Annotated in this window: 17 protein-coding genes and 1 pseudogene; all 18 read right to left on the bottom strand. The window is 52.5% G+C overall.

All coding sequences use genetic code 11. The features are described from left to right. Positions 1-19 precede the first annotated feature (19 nt). On the bottom strand, positions 20-1,201 hold the full coding sequence (locus tag GN242_RS19015; RefSeq protein WP_156288026.1) for a KPHS_23130 family T6SS system protein: 1,182 nt from the start codon (positions 1,199-1,201) through the stop codon (positions 20-22). 3 nt (positions 1,202-1,204) lie between these two features. Then, on the bottom strand, positions 1,205-1,462 hold the full coding sequence (locus tag GN242_RS19020) for a PAAR domain-containing protein (protein WP_156288027.1): 258 nt from the start codon (positions 1,460-1,462) through the stop codon (positions 1,205-1,207). Between the two features lie 42 nt (positions 1,463-1,504). After that, positions 1,505-2,194 carry a DUF3592 domain-containing protein gene (locus GN242_RS19025; protein WP_156288028.1) on the bottom strand — a complete coding sequence of 230 codons (690 nt, stop codon included), beginning with the start codon at positions 2,192-2,194 and terminating at the stop codon, positions 1,505-1,507. A gap of 107 nt (positions 2,195-2,301) precedes the next feature. After that, entirely contained in the window at positions 2,302-3,261 is a 960-nt protein-coding gene (locus tag GN242_RS19030) for a formylglycine-generating enzyme family protein (RefSeq protein ID WP_231617113.1), read from the bottom strand. Between the two features lie 10 nt (positions 3,262-3,271). Further along, positions 3,272-4,219 carry a formylglycine-generating enzyme family protein gene (locus tag GN242_RS19035; protein ID WP_156288029.1) on the bottom strand — a complete coding sequence of 316 codons (948 nt, stop codon included), beginning with the start codon at positions 4,217-4,219 and terminating at the stop codon, positions 3,272-3,274. Positions 4,220-4,229: 10 nt separating this feature from the next. Beyond that, positions 4,230-5,201 carry a formylglycine-generating enzyme family protein gene (locus GN242_RS19040; protein WP_156288030.1) on the bottom strand — a complete coding sequence of 324 codons (972 nt, stop codon included), beginning with the start codon at positions 5,199-5,201 and terminating at the stop codon, positions 4,230-4,232. After that, positions 5,198-7,441 carry an ATPase gene (locus GN242_RS19045; protein ID WP_156288031.1) on the bottom strand — a complete coding sequence of 748 codons (2,244 nt, stop codon included), beginning with the start codon at positions 7,439-7,441 and terminating at the stop codon, positions 5,198-5,200. The genes GN242_RS19040 and GN242_RS19045 overlap by 4 nt, the downstream gene beginning before the upstream one ends. Before the next feature lie 64 nt (positions 7,442-7,505). Continuing rightward, positions 7,506-10,022, bottom strand: coding sequence for a type VI secretion system Vgr family protein (locus tag GN242_RS19050; protein ID WP_156288032.1), 2,517 nt, complete (start codon positions 10,020-10,022; stop codon positions 7,506-7,508). Between the two features lie 526 nt (positions 10,023-10,548). Continuing rightward, positions 10,549-11,631 (bottom strand): DUF6708 domain-containing protein, encoded by a 1,083-nt coding sequence (locus tag GN242_RS19055; RefSeq protein ID WP_156288033.1) that lies wholly within the window; start codon positions 11,629-11,631, stop codon positions 10,549-10,551. After that, positions 11,632-11,967, bottom strand: a complete 336-nt coding sequence (locus GN242_RS19060; RefSeq protein ID WP_156288034.1) for a hypothetical protein — start codon at positions 11,965-11,967, stop codon at positions 11,632-11,634. A 53-nt stretch (positions 11,968-12,020) separates the two neighbouring features. Next, a pseudogene (locus GN242_RS19065) lies at positions 12,021-12,214 on the bottom strand (contractile injection system protein, VgrG/Pvc8 family); the annotation flags it as partial. A 60-nt stretch (positions 12,215-12,274) separates the two neighbouring features. Further along, a complete protein-coding gene (gene tssH, locus GN242_RS19070) occupies positions 12,275-14,929 on the bottom strand; it encodes a type VI secretion system ATPase TssH (RefSeq protein ID WP_156288344.1) in 2,655 nt (884 codons plus the stop codon). A 320-nt stretch (positions 14,930-15,249) separates the two neighbouring features. Then, complete coding sequence (locus GN242_RS19075; protein WP_154754303.1) at positions 15,250-15,741, bottom strand: Hcp family type VI secretion system effector; 492 nt, start codon at positions 15,739-15,741, stop codon at positions 15,250-15,252. A 3-nt stretch (positions 15,742-15,744) separates the two neighbouring features. After that, on the bottom strand, positions 15,745-17,460 hold the full coding sequence (locus tag GN242_RS19080; protein WP_156288035.1) for an OmpA family protein: 1,716 nt from the start codon (positions 17,458-17,460) through the stop codon (positions 15,745-15,747). Next, positions 17,461-18,114, bottom strand: a complete 654-nt coding sequence (gene tssL / locus GN242_RS19085; RefSeq protein WP_156288036.1) for a type VI secretion system protein TssL, short form — start codon at positions 18,112-18,114, stop codon at positions 17,461-17,463. Next, positions 18,111-19,448, bottom strand: a complete 1,338-nt coding sequence (gene tssK, locus GN242_RS19090) for a type VI secretion system baseplate subunit TssK (RefSeq protein ID WP_156288037.1) — start codon at positions 19,446-19,448, stop codon at positions 18,111-18,113. The genes tssL and tssK overlap by 4 nt, the downstream gene beginning before the upstream one ends. 12 nt (positions 19,449-19,460) lie before the next feature. Further along, entirely contained in the window at positions 19,461-21,008 is a 1,548-nt protein-coding gene (gene tssC / locus GN242_RS19095) for a type VI secretion system contractile sheath large subunit (protein ID WP_156288038.1), read from the bottom strand. A gap of 150 nt (positions 21,009-21,158) precedes the next feature. After that, a complete protein-coding gene (gene tssB / locus GN242_RS19100) occupies positions 21,159-21,656 on the bottom strand; it encodes a type VI secretion system contractile sheath small subunit (RefSeq protein ID WP_154754298.1) in 498 nt (165 codons plus the stop codon). Positions 21,657-21,728 lie beyond the last annotated feature (72 nt).

Consider the following 21,728-nt stretch of genomic DNA (forward strand, 5'->3'; position numbering starts at 1 on the left):
ATATTCCCTTAAGGCCTTATCAGACCGGACGTACAATCGCCATATGGGGCGATTGATCCCCTATTAGCAACCACTGTGCATGGGTGGTCGCAACGCTATGTTCACTGGCGCAAATCAATGCGATATTCCCTACGGCAGAGCCCGGCATGCCGAATAAATCATCCAGCGCATTATCGCCCTGGCAACCATGCAGAAAACCCTGTTTATCCATCGCCAGAAGCGTATCCGAAAGTGTCTGTCTCTCTACCTGTGTGCGCCAGAACGTATAAGGTATACCGGCTGATAATTTTCCCCAGCGAGCAACATCGCTGAGAGATTCACTAACCTCTATCAGACTCACCGGGCGATGAATAAGTGACAACGGCGCAGCCCCAGAGCGTCTTAGCCAGCCAGGAGAAGCCAGCAATATTGCTGATACTGACTCCGCCTGGTGGTGTCGAGGCTGTAGAAACAGGTTTATCTCCACCGAAATCACTAAGGTTGCCTGAGCATCGTCCAGCCACTCATCGAGCCACATCAGGCCATTACCCTCGGTCAATACTTTTAGTTCATCAACAATATATGACGGCGGAAACAGTCGCAGCCATGTGGTCTTGATCTCATCATCTGACAAAATTCCATCGTGACGAATGCGTATCGTGAGGTTATCAACGAACTGAGATAACTCTGGTTTAAGCATTCGGATCACGTGAGCCAACACTTCCTCCAGGCGTGACTGGTATGCTGCTTTATTCAAACTGGCTGGCCTGGGTTGAAGTACTGCGCTGGTTATGGCTTTTTGGACTTCAGATGAGTATGAAGTGTGTAGCTGACTGCTCCCCTGTAATAACGCAGCAGCGAGTTTGTTACAGGCATTCGGCGTAGTATAAGAGACCCCCATTAAACCAACCGCCTGTTGGCCAAGTGTAACGTGTTGATCGTATTGTTCCTGATAAATCTGGTTCCAATAAAAAATACGGTCTCTTTCATTTTCGTGATGCAATAATTTCAAGGCAAAACAGATAACTCCGACAGACAGCGGTATAACTAACGAACAGAACCAAAACCAGCCAGAATGTGTTGGGTTACTTTTAGGCCAAATGGATAGAGAAATCACGAAGCCTATTAATGTGATTAAAACAATAACTATCATCCAGCGGTATTTGTCCGGTGGTACTGGCTGAGATAGTTTTCCCGGAATCTGTTTCAAGTTAACTGGCATAAATCACCCTCTCCCAGCCTGAGGCAATGAAGTGATTAAGATGCAGCCACAGCCACAACGATGTCCGTGAAGTGCAATTGGCTTTCCGTTAACTTTTAAAACATCATCACCTTCAGCAATAAATGTTTCTCCGTGAAGAGGACATGAGACCCTATCCATCAAACAAGCAACTTCCTTGCCCATAAATTTTACTCCAGAACTTCCTTCCAGTACCGTACCGCCATGAGTAGTATTATCTCCCAGGCGAATAACACCAGCCATTTTCCACCCCGATTTACTTTTAGATAAAAATTATTTCACTGCTTATGCCTTTTCAGGAAGAACAGAGAGATCGACATAGTATTTTTTAAAATCATTTAGTGCGACATACACTGTTATTTTATTGTTTTTAATGTACGGACTAGGATCATAGAAAATATTCTCACTTTTAAATATATATATCCTCTCGGATTGGGGGGCATGCCACTGGCAGATAATCCGCCACGGTGATCGCCCATTAATTTCGATACTATCATTTAGAACAACATCAACGATCTCAGCCTGAACAGGCTTTCCATTATGTTTAAGTCTTTTTTTATTCCCACCACGAAATATTATTAAAACCCCAATAAAACCTATCAACATAAATACCGCAGAAATAAATCCGACAACTGCCGACATAGCATAGAGGCTTATAGCATCGTCAATTATTGCTTCCCCGGGATTATCCCTTGAATAAATTACGCCAATACTTTTCCCGAGCAGATCATGATATCTACTGCTACTAACGGAAGATCTGAAAACCCATTGTTTTCCACTACTATCGTTAAAAGTAACTTCCGGAGCCCATGACCCCGACGAACCCTTTTCTCCACGTTTGAAGTGTAGTTCGGTTACCTCACCTTCGGTATAAACAGCCTCTTGCTTAAATTTATTTGCATCATAGAACAGGTAACCACTCAAACCAGCCAGAATAATCCCAATAGCAAGAATAACATTAAAAATCTTTTTCATTCCTTTTCCTTAAGATAATATACGCAACCATCAAACTTTAAATTGATAAGATTAAATTTTCGGATATAAACAGAGAAATTAAAATATAAATAAAAAAGTAGATCTAATTATTTCACCGGGTGCGGGCTGTTCACGGCGCAGCGGACTGTTTTATCTCCTGGGGGATGAAGCTGACTTTCCGGGTCGGCGTTAAAGCGCGTCATAGTCAGCCCTCCCCACCAGCTGGAAAAATCCTGGCTGCGCAGCACCCGGGTATAATGACCATCAATATCTTTAAAAACCGGCTTATCAGGGCCCTGCGGATCCTTCACCGGAGAGTGCTTGTAGTAGTCTGGATCGTACCAGTCTTTTACCCACTCCCAGCCGTTGCCCGCCATATCGTAGATACCCAGCGGGTTGGGTGGACGAAAATCGCCGGGCGTCGGGGAGCTATACTCCAGGCCGGTACCGGCTTCAGACGCATACGCTTTGCGATCATAGCCAGTAGCCACATTAATTCCTTTTCGACCTTCAATACGCAACGTTCCGTCATCGGTAGGTGCAGCGAAATACTGACCGCGACTGCGCGCCGCGTATTCCCACTGCGCCTCAGTGGGTAACGAGAAGGGCAGTTCGGTAATCTTTGCCAGCCAGTCGCAATACTCCCTGGCTTCATTCCAGTCCACATGTGCAGGAGTACCTGAGGTTTGTGCCCGTTCTTCCCAGTCTTTAGCTCTCAAACGCCCTTTAAAACTGCGCCCTTTAATATCGTTCCACTCCAGGTAAAACTGATACTGCTGATTGCTGGCCTTAAACTTACTCAGCGAATAGCTGGTCAGCGCCACCTGATGCAGTGGCTTGCTGTCCTGGCGACTGTCAAAGGGCAGACGGTCGCGGCCATACTGCTCACCAAAGTCTCCCATCAGGAACTCGCCACCCTCCACAAAGATCAGCTGTGATTTCACTTGCTGAATAAACTGTTCCAGCCGGGCGTAATCTTCGGGGCTGTGCCCGGTTTCTGTGGCGACTGTATTCTGGTCGCAGCCTGCTGCGGCCATTGCCACTAAAAAGATGCAAATCCTTTGCATGGCTGACTCCTTATTTCACCGGCTGCGGGCTGTTCACGGCGCAGCGGACTGTTTTATCTGTTGGTGGATGCCTGTTACTATGAGGATCGGCGTTATAGCGCGTCATAGTCAGCCCTCCCCAGGCGCTGGAGTAATTAAACCCGCGTAACACGCGGGTATAATGACCATCAAGGTCTTTAAAAACCGGCTTATCAGGGCCCTGCGGATCCTTCACCGGAGAGCGCTTGTAGTAGTCCGGATCGTACCAGTCCTTTACCCACTCCCAGCCGTTCCCCGCCATATCGTAGATTCCCAGCGGGTTGGGTGGCCTAAAATCCCCCGGTAAAGGTGCTAAGACACCCATGCTGTTAAGCATTTTCTTGGCATAATCCTCTCGGTCATTTTCTGAAGAAATATTGCTCCCTTTTCTGCCTTCAATGCGCAAAGTTCCATCATCGGTAGGCGCAGTGAAATACTGACCTCGACTGCGCGCCGCGTATTCCCACTGCGCCTCAGTGGGTAACGAGAAGGGCAGTTCGGTAATTTTCGCCAACCAAGTGCAGTACTTTGTCGCTTCACCCCAGTCTACACGAGCCGGTGTGTCAGGAATGCTAACCCTGTCCGTCCAGTATTTTCTGTCAATCTGGCGCCCCTGAAGGCCGTTCCACGCCAGGTAAAACTGATACTGCTGATTGCTGGCCTTAAACTTACTCAGCGAATAGCTGGTCAGCGCCACCTGATGCAGTGGCTTGCTGTCCTGGCGGCTGTCAAAGGGCAGACGGTCGCGGCCATACTGCTCACCAAAGTCTCCCATCAGGAACTCACCACCCTCCACAAAGATCAGCTGTGAGTTCACTTGCTGAATAAACTGTTCCAGCCGGGCGTGATCTTCGGAGCTGCGCCCGGTATCTGTGGCGACTGTATTCTGGTCGCAGCCTGCTGCGGCCATTGCCACTAAAAAGATGCAAATCCTTTGCATGGCTGACTCCTTATTTCACCGGCTGCGGGCTGTTCACGGCGCAGCGGACTGTTTTATCTACAGGGGGATAGCGCCGACTTTCCGGGTCGGCGTTAAAGCGCGTCATAGTCAGCCCTCCCCACCAGCTGGAAAAATCCTGGCTGCGCAGCACCCGGGTATAATGACCATCAATATCTTTAAAAACCGGCTTATCAGGGCCCTGCGGATCCTTCACCGGAGAGTGCTTGTAGTAGTCCGGATCGTACCAGTCTTTTACCCACTCCCAGCCGTTGCCCGCCATATCGTAGATACCCAGCGGGTTGGGTGGACGAAAATCGCCGGGCGTCGGGGAGCTATACTCAAGGCCGGTACCGGCTTCAGACGCATACGCTTTGCGATCATAGCCAGTAGCCACATTAATTCCTTTTCGACCTTCAATACGCAACGTTCCGTCATCGGTAGGCGCAGCGAAATACTGACCGCGACTGCGCGCCGCGTATTCCCACTGCGCCTCAGTGGGTAACGAGAAGGGCAGTTCAGTAATCTTTGCCAGCCAGGCGCAATACTCTTTAGCTTCATTCCAATCTATATAAGCTGGAGTAACCTTAGTTTGGGCTCTTTCACGCCATTTTCTATTTCTCCTTTCCCCCTCCAATTCTCGTTTCGGAAATCCGTTCCACTCCAGGTAAAACTGATACTGCTGATTGCTGGCCTTAAACTTACTCAGCGAATAGCTGGTCAGCGCCACCTGATGCAGTGGCTTGCTGTCCTGGCGACTGTCAAAGGGCAGACGGTCGCGGCCATACTGCTCTCCAAAGTCTCCCATCAGGAACTCGCCACCCTCCACAAAGATCAGCTGTGATTTCACTTGCTGAATAAACTGTTCCAGCCGGGCGTGATCTTCGGGGCTGCGCCCGGTATCTGTGGCGACTGTATTCTGGTCGCAGCCGGACAGCAGGAAAAAAGCGGTGGTGATCGTCAGGGATAAAAACGTCCTGTTCATATATTATCCTTAGAATTAGAACTGTTCAGCGACAGGGGTGAAAAAGTGGCCATTCGGGTATAAAAAGGATTATCTGCCTGAGCCAGGCGATAGGCCCAGGTATTATTCATCGCCAGCGCGTAACCGATGCAGGGCTTAATTTTTAATGCGCGATAGATATTATCCATCTCATTATCCCGATCCCTCCCCTCCTGCAGATAGCGGCGTAGCTCGTTCATCTTATTCTGCGCCACCATATACTTCAGCGCAGAATTACCGCCCGCCAGATCCTCTCCATTCGCATTAATCCGGCTAAGAACCTGAAACCACTCACGCTGCGTCTGAATAGAGTGCAGTATAACTAATATCGCTGCTTTACGTGAACCGTAGATATCCGGAATAAACTCATCGCCGCGATTATCACGGTCGAAGTGATCCATGATGCCATGGCGAGTTAGAATATATAGTAGTATTCCTTTTGACTCAGGAGTACAACTCAAAAGGAATCCCGGAGTGGACAATATATTACTCGCTATTAAATTCCTTTTTTTCGAGGCATCAATACCTGAATCAATAGTATTTATAAATTTTGAGTAAATATCATCTAAAGTCTGAACGCTCTCTATACAGGCTCTCATCCCATATTCAATCGATACTTTAAAGTCCGAGAGCAGCATCACGCTCACTTGAGTAAACGCTGTAAATGCCCACGGAGTCACTACATCAAAAAAAGTATAATCCAGGCTGTAAAGCTGGTAGATCAGCCAACCGCCAAAATCTTTTAATTTATCGTAGTCTACTGCCGCCTCGAGGCTGCCTTTGGCTCCAACACCAAGGCACAGGCTTGCGGCTATTTTGAAGCAGAATCTGCCGTTAATAAAATCGCACTGAAAAGCGCCACCGATGCCCGCGCCCGCCATGCCCACCAGTGACTCTGAAAACGAACAGAAATCAACGAACTGGCCTGCTTTTTTGGCATCCTTGCCAGTTTTTCCCTGCCAGGTGGTTAAGTCAGGCGGCTGTAGCCACTGTATACCCCCACTCATCTTCATTTCTCCGCGAGCACCACCGAAAATTTCGCCGCTGGCGCTCAGACCATCCTTATCTTCTGCGCTTTGTTCACGGGCGTTGTGGAAAGTGGCACCGGTTGTTCGACGCTCACTAAAGCGCGGTAGGCGGGCCTGGCGGTCACCAGTGATGAGCTGTTTACCATTGAGGGTTTTTACCTGCAATTGCGCTTCCAGCTGGGCCGATGCCCCGGCGAAACCAATCAGTGAGGTAGAAAAATAACAGCGCAACATCCCCATATTAAGCGGCTTCGGCTGATTTTCTAACTGATAAGATAGCGACCAGCCGATACGATCGGGAATATAGAAGGTTCCTTTGGCGGTGCCGGAAGCCAGCGACAGTCTGGCCTGAGCTTCCGCTTTAAACGCCAGCTCGCCCTTTTGCGGATCCCATCCGCCGGAAGCGCCCATATTGCAAGCAAAGCGCATAAATTGTGCGCCAGCAGAGACATCAACATGCTGGCCTAACTCCTCATTCAGCACCAGGCTGTTATTCCAGCTTTCAGCCCATCCGGTCAGCGTTTTATCGATATCGCAAATATCGTCCTTAGAAAAGAACTTCGCCGACTCATTATTCGTACGTAATGTCGTAAGCTGTTTTTTCAGTTTAGCCGTCGCGATTTTATTTATATTGTTTTTTTTGTCGCGGATAAAAATACTTTCTCCCGGCGACTCTTTAAATTTTACCCGATGTTTTACCCCAGTACCGAGCTTGTCAATATAGCCTTTTTTCGCATAGGCGTAGCGTTTTCCTTTCCTCGAGCGTGAGCCTTTATTAGTACGTTCACGAATAGGAATAAGCTCAACAATATCTTCATATCCCGCGCCAGAGGATTCAAATTCACCCAGTATTTCCTGTAGCGCCTCACGTTTTTCAGCGAGGATATTTTCTTTACGCGCAATTTCAGCTTCCTTTACTGCCAGCCCGGCCGACTCACTAATCTGTGAGTTAAGTACGCCATACTCCTGAATGGCTTCCGAGTAGAGGGCTTTTGCCTGGGTAAACCCATCCACTACCGTCATCATTTCACCGGCATGCCTGTCAAGGTTTGCGGCTGCTTGTGTTGTTAAAAAAATTATTTCCTGACTTCCTGTACAAAACCAGGCTTCGGCCGACTCATGTTCGACTTTGATGGTATTGTTATCTTTCTTACTTAGGGTATGTACTGCATCAGGTGATGTGTTATCACTCATAGCGCCTCCCTGGCTTATTACATAACAAATTTTATGAGATCATTTACAGCGAACAGGTGAATGCTTATTCAAAAAAGAATTTTATCGCAGAGGGATCCATACCGTAATGTCCCTGAGTGTATCCCTCTTTATCGGTAACACCGCGGATTATTTTCCCGTCTTCGGTCTCAATACGATAGGAAATATAAGGTTTAGGCTCACCATCTTCCTTATCCATCACCTGAAAACGACCGTTCATAGCATTATGGAATTCCGGTTCGCGAATAGTTGCAGGTTCAAGCGCTCGCTCTAATGCTGCACCACCTCCCCATTTTATATCCTCACTCTTCAACTCTATCTTTCCCGGCGCGCCGATTTCAATCGCGCCATCTTTAATTTTGATATAAGCACCACCGCTGGTCAGCGTTACTCCCTGAGCGGCATTAAGCACGATATCTTCGCTAACACTATTAATCTGCATACTCTTTTCTGATCGCAGCTGCATCATATCTGTCTGTGACTGAATATCAACCTTGCCGCATGCAGCATAGATTTTCATACCCATTTTTTGCGCAAACAGGCTGATGGCCTCACCGCTAGCTACCGTGAACCTTTGAAAGATTGTCATATCCACGTTTTTACCTGCCGTTACCGTCACCGTCTTTCCGGCAGAAAGCTGGATATTTTTGGGGGTTACAATACCGACTCCTGCCGGGGCAGTAGCCAGCAATCCCGCGCCCTTAAGCTGTTCGAGCATAGCGCTCAACTGCTGCTGCGAGGCTGTATCGGCATCCAGCACACCAGAAACACTGGCACTTTCAGCCAGTGATGCCACCAGCTTAAGGGCACTTTGGAGCTGTGCCACAGCTGCGTTCATTTCCAACATCAGACCCTGCGCTTTTGGCTGACTGTCTGCACTGATAAACACCCCTTTACCACCGCGCAGACTCAGCCAGTCATCCGTTCTCAGCTCCGCCCCTTCCCCCCTCAGCGCCCTGCCCGCATCCACGTTATGTCCCAGGTTAAGCTGCGTCTTGCCGCCGTATTCGGTACTGAGCTTGATATGCTCTTCACCACGCTTATCCTCCATACGCAGCTTGTTCAGCCCGGCTGTACGAATCACATTGCGCGTGTTGTTATCCGAGGTGACATGATCCGGGTGCCGCGAGTTGTGCAGCGCATGGGCAATATAGGGCCGATCCGGATCGCCCTCGTGGAAGGCGATTGCCACCTCAGTACCCTGAATAAGCGGAAAGTGCATCCCGTAGGTGTCGCCCCCGTAGGCCCGGGCCAGGCGTACCGGCATACTTTCATAGCCCTGCTCTTTATCATCACGGTCGGCGTCAAACTTCACCCAGTAGAGTCCGCTCTGATTAAGATGAGCGTAGCTGTCGTGGGCTTTGGCGCTGGTAACGCGCGCCATCAGTGTTCCGCTGATAACCGGCCGTGGTTTCGCCGCCGGCCGCCAGCAGCAGGTTTCACTGTAAGGTACCGCCTGCCAGGCGACCAGCAAGGCATCTTTGCGGCTGGCAGTGTAGTGTGCATGTACGATCACCATCCCGTCCTCCAGTGACGCAGGCAGGCTGCCACCGCTGATGGTCAGCACCTGTGCCGGGCTAAGAGTACTGTCCGAGCTTTTACCCCGGATGGCCGTCTGGGAGGACAGGTAGCGCTCGTGCTCCAGCCGCGCCCAAAAATTACCCGTCTCCGCAGCCGGGGATAATTTATCTCCCGCGCTCAGATGGCGTGCACGGTAGTGGTACACATCACCGTAGGTTGGCAACCCCTGATCGCCGTGGATTATACTGGCGGCAGGAGTCAGCAGAATTTTGTTAGCATCGCGGTGGTTATAGTCACCGGCAGTAACGGATGCAGGCACCACCTTATGTTCGACGTTAATATCCCACACCGAATCAGCGCCGTTATCACTGGTTCCGGACGGCTCCGTCAGCGGCAGGGTTTTATTAAACTGCCAGGCACTCTGTTCATCTGCCATATGCAGCACTTCGGTCTGGGTGTCTGGCTGAAGGGTGAAGAAGTAAAAAATCCCCACTTCGGCGAGCAGGCGCTGGATAAACGCCAGATCGCTTTCCTGGTACTGGTTTATCTGCTCGCGCTTAGGGTATTCCCCTTTCAGGATAAACTCATATTCCCAGTCTTTCAGGCCGTGTTCGCCAAGCACCTGTTTCACCACATCGGGTACCGACTTATTGATAAAGAAGCGATGAGAGCGAAACTGTTTACCGAGCAGTGACAAAAAGGGTTCCAGAGTTATCTGCCAGGTGTACTGGTCTCTTGATTTGCTGACCCGTCTGAAGTTCGTCACCACGCCATGCACCACTTTCAACCCGGTCAGACCGAACAGAGGCCCGGTTCCCATAGTCAGCGTCCCAGGATGGCCGATCATCTGTGCAGGGCTGATATCCTGATCCGGGCTGTTGAAAATAATGTCATAGCGGTACAGAGTGCTCATTCCTTCTGACCCGAAGAAATCCTCAACGTCTAGCGGGGAGCCGCAGGTAGGAATATCCAGGTAATAACGGTTCAGGGTGGTACCCCTGATTTCTGATACGAACTTTTGTAACTTTTCAGACAGGCTCATGTTCTTGCTCCTTAGCAACACTCATCGTTTCCATAACAATGTCGGACGGATATTTAATATGTAAACAAATGGCCTTTACCTCAGCGTCTCATTTTGGCCAGGCTTAAAATTATGAATCTCGTTGTCCGCCAGCTCTATACCTGCCACTACCCTATCGGGCCTGCTCTCATATTTTTTCGACGTGAGCACATAGCCCAAAATAAACAGCCCTTACTCAGGGAATGGATAAAATAGTTTTACACGAGAAATAATATATACCCAGTAAAACATTCCTTTTAAAAAACGGAAATACTAATATTAAAAATAGAATATAGTCATTACACTTCAGATTTAATTTATTCCCCCCCCTTAAGTAAAAATTTAACTTTCAGATTTTTTCGGTTCATAATAGAAAATTAAGCCGATACCAGAGAGAGTATTTACAGCACCATTTTATGCTCATTTCACGCATAACCTCCTGTATGGCGGGATGAACTCCGGCCATCTACCCAACAGCTTTCAACCCGCCGCCTGGGTTATTATGATATCAATCCGGCACACTTAATTTATCATGTTCCTGATCTGCCGCCCGTACCCTGGCCCGCAGCCGTTCAACCGCCCCGGTCTGGCGCAGATACAGGGCGTTATATTCCTCCAGCGGCTGATTGGCCAGCACGTACTGCCAGACATTCGCCGGGTTGTTCGCCGCGCTGACGCTGACCGGATCGTCCGGATCGACCCTGCACGCCTCCTCCACCTCTTCCGGCCAGCGCGGGATTTTGCTGCTGCGCATGGCGATAAAGCGGGCAACGCTGCCCAGCAGAAACAGCGGGAACGCCAGTGCCATAAGAGGCCACTGCAGACGCGACTCCATGCGCACCATATACTGCAGGCCGAACAGGTAGCTCTCCCTTTTCTCCGCCACCGGCGGGCACAGCACGATGATATCGGCCAGGTCATTCAGGCACTCATCCACCTCCATATAGCTGCGCACAAACGCCCAGTTATTCACCAGCTCACGGCGCGTGCAGGAAAAACCCAGGCTGAAGGTATCGGTAACCGTGATGCCGTCATCCGCAAGTATATGGCCGTCAATGCTCCACTCCGGCATTGCTCCCGGCCCGGAGCAGCCCCGGGTAAAGAATACGTCCCGCCAGGGAACGGAGAGAGTGGTTCCGTCCACTTTAAAGACGTGCACCATCCTGGTTTTACGGTTAAAACGTACCGGATAGTGGGTCCAGGTAAACCAGGATTTACGCAAAAATATAAAAGCATAAATAGCCATCGCCATAGACACTGGGATAAACATAAAAACAGATAATAAAATCATGGTTAGCGATGCTGAGTGACTAAAAATATCAATAATAAGCAAAATAATAACACATACTGCTACTGTGAATGGGATAAGCGACATTATAAAAACAAATAAATCAGGCATACCGCGGTCGCTGTAATACTTATCCACCAGTTCCAGATAGGTGGAGTTCATCTTTATAACGATCGTATCATCCAGCGCGAGGGAATCCGCGGTATCCATACCAGAAAAATCCTGCCGCAGCTGGTATTTAATATCATCTTCGCTCAGCGGGCGGTTGAGCTTAAATGGCGTGTAAAGTCCGGTATAGTTCATCTAGTATTCTCCAGATTCTAATGCTGTACTGAGTTCTTCAAGTTCAATTGCACTGGTGGGCCAGATTTCTGGAATCGCTCCGTCTCCAGGGGGTATTTTTCGCCACAGGCAGCTCATTAACCAAAGTTGAATATCATTTTTAATATTCAGAGCCAGATACAGTGCTGAACCGAGCATCAGCACAACTGCGATAATAATCAAAACAGGAACTAACGTTATTTTTAAAATAAAGGCAAAAAAGAGCCCCCCCGCGTAGGGCCGCGCCTGGCGTACCCACAGACTCTCAAAGCCGGAATTCCAGCCGTCGCGGTCAATATGCCCGTAGGGGTCGTTCACCCTGGTACTGGTCACCCGGGCAGGCAGCGTGCCTGACATGGCCGGCGGCGGCGACGGGTGATAAAGGTCAGGTCATCTTCGCCATACTGCATCACCTGTTCGCGGCGCGGGTAGTCGCCGTTCAGCGTAAAGAGGAAGTCCTGCCCGCGCATCCCGTGGCGCTCACGCAGGATTTTTCCACAATCTGCGGCACCGACATATCCTGATAAATGGCGTTCTGATGGCTGCGCCGTGCAGCCGCACACCGCCAGCAGATGGTGGCTGTGGTTAAAAAAAGGCTGAGGGTTGGTACTCATTTTTCACCTTCCTATGTGTTATCGAACTCCAGCACAATTCCTTCTTCCTGATCCCAGCCCAGCGTCAGCCGCTGCGGCTTCTGCCCCGCCGCTATCTGTTGCAGCAGCTGCTGGCTTAACACCGGCAGGATCTGCTGGTTCAGCAGGCTGTCGATATTTCGCGCTCCGCTGTCCGGCAGCAGGCAGGCGGCGGTCAGGGTATCGTAGAGCGCTTCATCAATGATGGTGTCCAGCCCGTAGTGGCGTTGCAGGCGTCTTGCCACCTGCCCCAGCTTCATGCTAACGATCATACGCATGGCCTCTTCTGCCAGCGGGCGGTAGATCACCGTCTGGAAACGCGCCAGCAGCGCGGGCTGGAAGTGATCGCGCAGAAGAGGACGTAGCAGCTCCTGCAAATCCCCTTCCGTGGCTGCCGGGTTCTCCTCCAGCAGCTGCATCAGATGATCGCTGCCAAGGTTGGAGGTCATCAGAATAACCGTGTTGCGGAAGTCGATTTCACGGCCTTCGCCATCGCGCATAAAGCCGCGATCAAATACCTGATAGAACAGGTTCAGCACGTCGCGATGGGCCTTTTCCACTTCATCGAGCAGCACAACACTATACGGACGTCTGCGTACAGCCTCAGTAAGAATGCCACCCTGGCCATAGCCGACGTAGCCGGGCGGTGAGCCTTTCAGCTGGGAAACGGTGTGTGCTTCCTGGTATTCAGAGAGGTTGATGGTGATAAGTGATTTTTCGCCGCCGTACAGCACCTCTGCCAGCGCCAGCGCACTTTCAGTTTTACCGGTACCGCTTGGCCCCACCAGCAGGAAGACGCCCTGTGGCCCGTTATCTGCGGTCAGCCCGGTTTTAGCCGCACGCAGGCGCCGGGCGATGGCATTTAGCGCGGCCGGCTGCCCCACCACGCGTGTTTCCATCTGCTGTTGCAGGGTAAGCAGCCCGGTCTGCTCATCTTTCAGCAGGCTGGAGAGTGGTACGCCTGTCCAGTCAGCCACCACCCCGGCGACCATCCGCACATCAACATCCAGCCCGGTCAGCGGATTACCCTGCTGAACGCTCAGGAGCTGATGGCGCAGATCGCCAATATTCTGCTCATTATCAGGGTTGCTGCGGCAGGCGAGCAGCATCTGCATAATCTCTTTTTCCTGCGCATACTGCGCTTCCAGCCGCTGTAATGCCGCGCCGATCTCAGCGCTCTGCTGTTCAATCTGCGCCAGACGATCGCCATGCGTTATACCCTCAAGGACGGCATCCTCAAGCAGCGCCTGCTGTTCCATCGCCAGCGATGCGGTCTGCGCCCGCAGGGATGTCAGGCTTTCAGGCAGGGTATCCAGACTCATGCGCACGCGGGCGCTGGCGGTATCCAGCAGATCTACTGCCTTATCAGGCAGCTGACGCCCGGTGAGGTAGCGGCGCGACAGAGTGACCGCTGCTTTTACTGCCGCGTCGGTAATATGTACGCCATGATGCAGCGCATAGCGCGACTTCAGGCCGCGCAACATCAGGCAGGCAGCTTCGTCGTCCGGTTCGTCAACTTTCACTATCTGAAAACGGCGCTCCAGCGCAGCATCCTTCTCAAAATACTGTTTGTATTCGCTCCAGGTGGTGGCTGCGATGGTGCGCAGTTCACCGCGTGCCAGTGCCGGTTTGAGCAGGTTGGCGGCATCCGCCCCGCCCGCCTGGTTGCCCGCGCCGATAATGGTGTGGGCTTCATCGATGAACAGCAGTACCGGTTCAGGCGACTGCTGAACCGCCTCAATGACGTTCTTCAGGCGTTGTTCAAACTCGCCTTTGACCCCGGCTCCCGCCTGCAACAGCCCCAGATCCAGGGTACGCACGCTGACGGTTTTCAGGCTATCCGGCACGTTGCCATCCGCAACGCGCAGCGCCAGCCCCTCCACCAGCGCGGTTTTACCCACGCCCGGCTCACCGACCAGAATCGGGTTGTTCTTACGACGGCGCGAGAGGATATCGACCATCTGGCGGATCTCATTATCACGGCCAAATACCGGGTCAATCTGCTGCGCACGCGCCCTGGCGGTGAGGTCGAGGGTGAACCTGTCCAGCGCCGCCAGTAAGCCGTCAGTCAGGTTGCGGCCCGTGGAAGTATCATCACTGGCCGGGGCGGCGGCCGTCGCGGTTTCGCCCGGCGCTGAAGACGTACGGTGCAGGTTCTCCTGCTGCTGTACTTCCGGGCGTTCGTCCGACTGTGCATCCAGCAGCGGGCGCAAGCGTTCAAGCTGTGTACGTCGGAGGCTCAACAGCGGCCACAGCCCATCGCAGACCACCAGAGACGGTTGCGCGATCAGCGCCGCCAGCAGGTGATGGCTGCGGATCTGCGCGTCGTCATCCTCAAGGGAAGCAATCAGCCACGCCTGCCTGATCAGATTCACCAGCGAGTCCGCCAGCGCGGGGCGGGTACGTACCGAGCACGGCAGATTATCGAGCCAGCCCAGCAGATCCTGCCAGATCCCATCCACGTCCCATTCGTAGCGACGCGCCAGCACGGTGATATCACCCTCGCCCTGCTCCAGCAACTTCAGCAGCCAGTGCTCAATGCAGATTTCACTATGAGCGCGGGTCTGGCACAGCGATGCGGCGGCCTCCAGCGCCCCGGCGCAGAACGGGTTAAGACGGCGTAACAGGACGGCTGACTGATGTTCCATATCTCTTTTCTCTATACGTAAGTGACTCAGATTCAGGCACGCTACCGCCCATCGCTGTAAACCAAAGCGCATCAGGTCTGGGTGATTAACGGCGTGTTTTTGTTTTCTCAGCGGCCACGTCAGTAGCGGCTCAGTAAACAAAAACAGCAGGCGGCGAACCGCCCACTGCGGGGTGTTACCCTGAATCATTCGCGCCCCTCATGGGGCCTGGTTTGGTGCAGTCAGGCGGCAGGCGGGCGACTCCCCGGAGCACGGCAAACGCGGTCTCCGGGATAAGCAAACCTCGCGAACCTGACTGCGGCGCGACACTGACGGATAACTTAGGCGGTAGTACGTTCGTTCCAGGAGTCGGAATGAATAATGTTGCCGTCTTTGTAGGTCCAGGTGATTTTTTCGTAGCGCAGTTCAATACGCTCAAGGTGGTTATGTTTCTCTTTCGAAACATCCTTGATGTCGTGCATCAGCGGGGCCACTTTCACCAGCTTGACGTTCTCCAGGGTGGTGTTGAAGTACTCCACCTCCTGGCCCGCGTCATTGATGCGATACCATTTGAACTCGGCGGATTTCAAGGTCTGACCGGTGGTCACCGCTTTGTAGAGGTAGGGGCTGGAGGAGTCGATCTCTTTGGTGAACAGGAACGGCGTATGGACGCGGGTGCCCGTCAGCTTACCGGTGTTGTTATCGGTCGGGATGTACAGGTTATGTTCCTGCGCTACCACTTCGATGCTGCCTTCACGGTCTTTTACGTCTACGGATCCTTTAATGTCCGCGCCGCCGTCATCTTTCAGCCAGAGGTATACTGGAATAGCCATGTTTTAATTCTCCTTACTTGGTGTGATCCCGGCATCAACTCCTGATGCCGGTAGTGTTTCTGCTGCCTGACAGGCGTCCGCCTGTGGCACCAGACTTATTTCGACACGACGGTTGAGCGCACGCCCCGCCGCCGTATCGTTAGTTGCGATGGGCCGCGACGCCCCGTGCCCCTGTACTGCGAAGCAGCTTTCCGAAACATCGCTGGTTGAAAGCATCCAGTCGCGCACCGCAGCGGCTCGCTGTATCGAAAGCGTTTGATTCAGCAAAGCATTCCCGGTGTTGTCGGTATGGCCGCTGACCACAATTAGCCAGCCTGGCTTCGCTTTAATGCCCACCAGGGCGTTTATCAGCACTTTTTCCGAACCTGATTTCAGCGCTGATTTTCCGGAGTCAAACAGCGACAGGCTGTCCAGTCGCAGCGTCGTTGGCCCCTGAACGATCTTATTGATAACCGGCACAGGCTGCGGCGGTGCCCAATCGTTAATTGATGCCCGCAGAGGCGCGATAAGCCGCATTCCCTGATATAAGCCGAGGGAATAACGTATCGGTACGCCATCTCGCTGCCAGCCATCCAGCAGCCCTGCATCACGTTGCAGCTGCTTTTGCGCCTGCACTTTCGGGCCAGCTGGCGTTCCGGTCAGGCGCTGGTAAATGGCAAGATGATCGCTGACGTTCTGAATAAGCCGCTGGTTATTAATCCAGGAAGCTAACATCGCCAGCAGTAAAAAAATTCCAATAAGCAGCCCTGCCAAACGCCAGGATTGCATTGCAACGCTGACACCATGGCGGTGAGGCAGATGGGCCAATAGCGCATCCGGTAAGGGCAGTGTGGGTACATTTTGGCTATCTGGACGCACAGGTAACGTGGTGACTGCGGCAATATGCTGCTGCCAAAGGTTATCTGCTACGGCACTGACTGGCGTGGTACAGATCGCCAGCATGCAGGGCCGCAGCGCAGGGGTATCGTGATTACGGATCGCCAGCACCTCCAGTACCCGGCTATTCAGCCAACTGAACAGCGCCTGCAACCAAAGTGAACTGCTCAGGCGGGGTAACTCTGTTTCTGCACCTCTTTGCTGGCACCAGGAAATATACGCCTGCGCTACTGCGGCGTTATCCTGCACCTGAAGGCTTTCATGGTTATGCGTCAGCGAATACCAACAGCAGCCATTTTCAGTTGGGTCTTGAATGGCATTCAGCCACACGCTGCACCATATCGGCGGTAATCCCGAAAAAGCCTGGCGGCTGTTTGCAATCGCCCGCTGCCATCTCAGGAGCTGCTGGTTAAAAGCATCAGCGTCCTGCCACTGCTCAGGGATCACCGCCAGAAGAATGGAAAGCCGGGCGATCAGCGCCGGGCGCGCGGCGGCAAAAGAATCTGCCAGCCGTTCTAATTCCTCAGGCTGGCTCACAGCGATATACCAACCCTGTCGCGTTTCACGAAAAGCCTGCCCGGCAGGGAACAATCTGTCGCTGGCACCACAAACCAGCACGACTGCGCCAGCAAATTGTTCCGGAGGAAGAGACTTTTCATCAATCGGCTGCTGCTCAGTCCGTGCTTCCCGCCTGTATCTCCAGCCCCAGGCGACGGCCAGTACCAGGCAAAACAGGCTAAGGAAAATGCGACTGTCGTTACCCAGCGGCAAAAATCCCCAAATCAGCCACAGTGCGAGTAATAACGTCAGCAAAACGAGAAACAGCTTAATCACCCGACGCATTTACCCACTCCCCATTATTGAGGAGACCATCTGCTGTAAGGATGTTGAAAGCAGGAACCAGACAACGCCCAGCATGACGATACCGCCCCCCCATGAGAGCCAGTAAAAACGGCGACCGCTGCGCAAACGCGTGGAACGGGTAATGACCGGAGCCTCTTCCGATAGAGAAAAAGGGGCTACCCGCTGGCTCAGTTTACGTACCACATCCTCACGGTGCTCATCCGCCTGCTGGCGATAGCGGCCAACAAAACCCAGCGTCAGAGCACGGGAGAAACAGGTCAGTACCGCAATATCGGGGGCTGGCTCCTGAAGTACCGTGCGGATGCGTTGCCACAGATCCTCACCCGCATTAAGGGTGTTGAAATATTTTGCCTGTAGCGGGTTTGCCAGCCAGGTGGTGTAACCATCATCCTGCTTTACCCGATTCATTACACTTTCATCAAACAGTGCACACAGGGTGTAAAGCATATGGTCTGCGCTGGTATGGCTAATGCCCCTCTCTTCAAGCTGCGTTCGCCAGCTGTCCAGCCATTCACAGGTACGCCGGTACAGTGCCTGGCCGTCAGTTATGCTCTGTCCGGCACGTAACTGACTGACCATCAGCCAGCCCGGATAAAACATCTGGTCGACAAACGCTGTAGGGTTATTTTTCATGTACGTAGCACCGCATAGAGTTCAAGTTTCACTTCACCCAGCGCTTCCGGAATGTAAAAGGCACAATTCCCCGCCTCCAGCATGGCCTGTGCCGCCCGGCCGTTAAGATCAAGAGCAAAGTACTGGTTTTCCAGGCGCAGCGGGATGGCCGCCGGCACATGTGCCAGGGGTTTCAGCCCGATACCATTCAGCGCCACGTTGACGACATCAGAGACATCCTCAAAGCTGCCCGCCTTACACAACAGCGGGAACTGCGTCTGTAACAGGTGATTAGGGATCGACGAGCGTACAGAAAGGTAGAAATCGGCCCCTTCACGCAGGCGCACATCGTGCAGCGCCCCCTTCCAGAACTGCCCGGTGTGGGTGAGATCGATACTGACCACCCGCGACGGCAGACTCGCTTCCAGCAGCGCATCCAGCAAGGTAAACAGCGCCGGGAATACATGTTCCGGTGCATCGTGACGATACTGAGGAATATCATCAGGGCTGTGAGTCAGCGAAAACGTCAGCAAACTGCCAGCCAGGCGAACCAGTTCACGGTAAAACAGTTCGGGATGGCGGGAAGGTGCCTGTAACAACTCGTTGAGAACCGGTTCGGCACTGTTAAACGCATTCAGTAACCAGAACAGTGAGACATCGGCCACTGCAAAATCGGCCATACGCTCATTACTCTCACGACGCATCTGCATCAGGCGCTTACGACGGGCTTGCAGACGGTGCAGTAGATCGCGAAGCCCTTGTATCAGCGGCTGGCTGGCAGAGAAAGCCAGTGCCGGGGGGATAAATGTATTGTCTGATACCCACTGTCCCTGCGCATTCTGTATCAGTCGGATAACCGGGCAGGTTAGCCAGCCGCTGTTTTCCTGATGCGCAAAACGTAACGAGACGGCATGGCGCATCACGGCGAGTTCGGTGCGTTCAGGCCCGGCAAGATCCTGAACCGTCACCCACTCCCGCAGCCAACGCTGCGGGCGCTCAATGCCTTTTCCATCGTCCAGATTCCCGCCGTTGGCCGACAGCAGAGGCAGTGCCAGCAATACCTCAATGCTGTCACGATCCTGAACGTCAGCAAGATCGCAGGCGGGCGGTAGATTATCCGCCAGTTCGGTATCAATCAGCGTACCGTCCTGAAAGCGCACCACCAGACGGGTTGCATTCAGCCGGGAGAGTGCCAGAACCGTAGTATCAAACTCTGCGCAGAGCACACCCCAGGTGTTGGCCAGGGACATGCCGGCTACGTTTTCTGCTGCATAAGCATCCCATCGGGCCTGCTGCTGGAACTGCTGCGGGGCCAGCATGGCCCCATCCGTCCATAACGGACGATAAATTTTCATCCCTGACCCGCCTTACGATTTCGCTTTAGGCATTTGGGAAACCAGAGAGAGGTTGATATCCATGCCCTCTACCTGGAAGTGCGGAATGGCGTAGAGTTTGACGCGGAAAAAGCCCGGGTTATCTTCGATATCTTCCACTACCACCTTCGCATCACGCAGCGGATGGGAAGCCTGGAGGGCATCGCCCGGATCGGTCATTTCCGTTACCAGGCCGCGCACCCAGGTGTTCAGCTCCAGCTCCAGCAGGCGGCGATCTTTAGTGGTGCCGATGTTTTCACGCTGGATCAGCTTCAGGTAGTGCGCAATGCGCGACAGCAGGAAGATATAGGGCAAACGGGCGTTGATGCGGCTATTCGCCGTGGCATCAGCGGTATCATAGAGCGCCGGTTTCTGCGTAGAGTTGGCAGAGAAGAAGCAGGAGTAGTCGCGGTTTTTGTAGTACGACAGCGGAATAAATCCGAGGTTGGCGAACTCAAACTCGCGGGTCTCCGGGATCATCACTTCGGATGGGATCTTCACCTGATTGCCGGTACCCAGATCGTAAAGATGAATAGGCAGATCCTGTACCGCACCGCCCGCCTGTGGACCACGGATTTGCACACACCAGCCGTTATTTATAAAGCTGCGCACCATATTGGCGGCAAAGGCAAATGAGGCATTAGTCCACAGGTATTTATCGTGCTCCGGCCCTTTGACTTCTTCCACGTAGTTAAAACTGCGCACCGGCACGGTGTCCGGGCCGTAAGGCAGGCGGCCGAGTACGCGCGGCATGGTCAGGCCGATATAGCGGGAATCGTCGGTATCGCGGAAGGATTTCCACTTGATGTATTCCGCGCGATCAAAATAGTTGCCAATATCTTTAATGGCAGCCACCTCTTCCATCGTCTCTTTCAGGAAGAATTTTGGCCCGACGGAGCCGATAAATGGCATATGCGCAGATGCCGCCACTTTCGAGATATTGCGCAGCAGCGCCACATCCTGGGCGGACGCATCGAATTCGTAAGAGGAGATCAGCGCGCCAATCGGCTCACCGCCCGGAGTGTCATATTCCGCAATATAGGTGTGCGCATAGAGGCCGCTCTGAATGATTTCCGGAGCATCTTCAAAGTCCTGTCGCAGATCATCCTTCGACAGATCAAGAATTTCAATTCTCACGTTTTGGCGGAAGTCGGTTTTATCCACCAGCGACTTCAGGCCGCGCCACAGTGACTCCACCTGCTGGAACTCTTCGTGATGCATAACCGCATCGAGCTGGCTGCTGATCTGCTCATCCAGGCGGGCGATATGGTGATCCAGCAGGGTTTTATCGAGCTTATCCACCTGGGATCCTGACTGGCTCAGGCACTCGACCAGCACTTTCATCGCGGCGGTCACGCGCTCGTCGATGCTGGCATCTGACATTGCCTGATTGTCCTGCCAGATATTCAGGTCGCTGAGATGAGTGACCGGGCTGAGATTAATTTTTTCAAACAGGGAAGCATATACACCGCCCGCAGCCGGGCGATCCAGCACGGTGGTATTACCGGCAGATGAAGTTTCTTTTTGAACAGACATAAGCATTCTCTCTAAATTATTCCATTAATTTCCCGTCACACTTCGATAATGAAGATGCGTCGGCGACTGACTGACAGCAGATATCCATAAGCACCTCGGGGTGTGCCCTTTTACCGTTATCCGGCAGGCTGAATAGCTCAGGGTTGCTACCGGTAATCAGGCGTTTTCAGGTGCCAGGGCAGACAGCTCACGACGAAGTTCTTCATTCAGTTCGGGGTTTTTCAGAATAGATTCGAGCTCTTTTCTGAAGGTGACGTTATCCAGCAGATTAGATTTGAGATCGCGCAGCAGATTGCGCATGGCAAGCATGGCTTTCAGCTGGGGAATTTGACGAGCAACCTGCTCGGGGGTGAAGTCTTTCATATTGCGGAAGGTCAGCCTGACGTTCTCCTCGCTTCCATCCTCGACCAGGGTATTTTCCACGCACAGGTTCACCGCCGGTGAGAACTCCGCCAGCACGCTGTCGAAGTTATTCTTATTAATGTTTATTTTTTCGCGCTCTGACAGCACACGCTGTTCCTGTCCGTGGCTGAAATCTCCCGTTACCAGTAATTTTAGCGGAAGCTCAACTTTTTTTTGAGCGCCACCGGTGTGAAGATCCAGCTTTATATTTACTCGCGCTTTTGGGATTTCATTCTGATAAGAGTTGCTCATATTTATTCCTGTAAAAATCGGAGCTGAAGACAGTATTACGCACACTTTCCTTATGTGTGCTGGCCGACTATA

The sequence above is a fragment of the Erwinia sorbitola genome, from assembly GCF_009738185.1.
GTDB lineage: Bacteria > Pseudomonadota > Gammaproteobacteria > Enterobacterales > Enterobacteriaceae > Erwinia > Erwinia sorbitola.

Coding starts and splice junctions, on each gene's coding strand:
- GN242_RS19015 (WP_156288026.1), bottom strand. CDS start 1,201: ATGCCAGTTAACTTGAAACAGATTCCGGGAAAACTATCTCAGCCAGTA.
- GN242_RS19020 (WP_156288027.1), bottom strand. CDS start 1,462: ATGGCTGGTGTTATTCGCCTGGGAGATAATACTACTCATGGCGGTACG.
- GN242_RS19025 (WP_156288028.1), bottom strand. CDS start 2,194: ATGAAAAAGATTTTTAATGTTATTCTTGCTATTGGGATTATTCTGGCT.
- GN242_RS19030 (WP_231617113.1), bottom strand. CDS start 3,261: ATGCAAAGGATTTGCATCTTTTTAGTGGCAATGGCCGCAGCAGGCTGC.
- GN242_RS19035 (WP_156288029.1), bottom strand. CDS start 4,219: ATGCAAAGGATTTGCATCTTTTTAGTGGCAATGGCCGCAGCAGGCTGC.
- GN242_RS19040 (WP_156288030.1), bottom strand. CDS start 5,201: ATGAACAGGACGTTTTTATCCCTGACGATCACCACCGCTTTTTTCCTG.
- GN242_RS19045 (WP_156288031.1), bottom strand. CDS start 7,441: ATGAGTGATAACACATCACCTGATGCAGTACATACCCTAAGTAAGAAA.
- GN242_RS19050 (WP_156288032.1), bottom strand. CDS start 10,022: ATGAGCCTGTCTGAAAAGTTACAAAAGTTCGTATCAGAAATCAGGGGT.
- GN242_RS19055 (WP_156288033.1), bottom strand. CDS start 11,631: ATGAACTATACCGGACTTTACACGCCATTTAAGCTCAACCGCCCGCTG.
- tssH (WP_156288344.1), bottom strand. CDS start 14,929: ATGGAACATCAGTCAGCCGTCCTGTTACGCCGTCTTAACCCGTTCTGC.
- GN242_RS19075 (WP_154754303.1), bottom strand. CDS start 15,741: ATGGCTATTCCAGTATACCTCTGGCTGAAAGATGACGGCGGCGCGGAC.
- GN242_RS19080 (WP_156288035.1), bottom strand. CDS start 17,460: ATGCGTCGGGTGATTAAGCTGTTTCTCGTTTTGCTGACGTTATTACTC.
- tssL (WP_156288036.1), bottom strand. CDS start 18,114: ATGAAAAATAACCCTACAGCGTTTGTCGACCAGATGTTTTATCCGGGC.
- tssK (WP_156288037.1), bottom strand. CDS start 19,448: ATGAAAATTTATCGTCCGTTATGGACGGATGGGGCCATGCTGGCCCCG.
- tssC (WP_156288038.1), bottom strand. CDS start 21,008: ATGCTTATGTCTGTTCAAAAAGAAACTTCATCTGCCGGTAATACCACC.
- tssB (WP_154754298.1), bottom strand. CDS start 21,656: ATGAGCAACTCTTATCAGAATGAAATCCCAAAAGCGCGAGTAAATATA.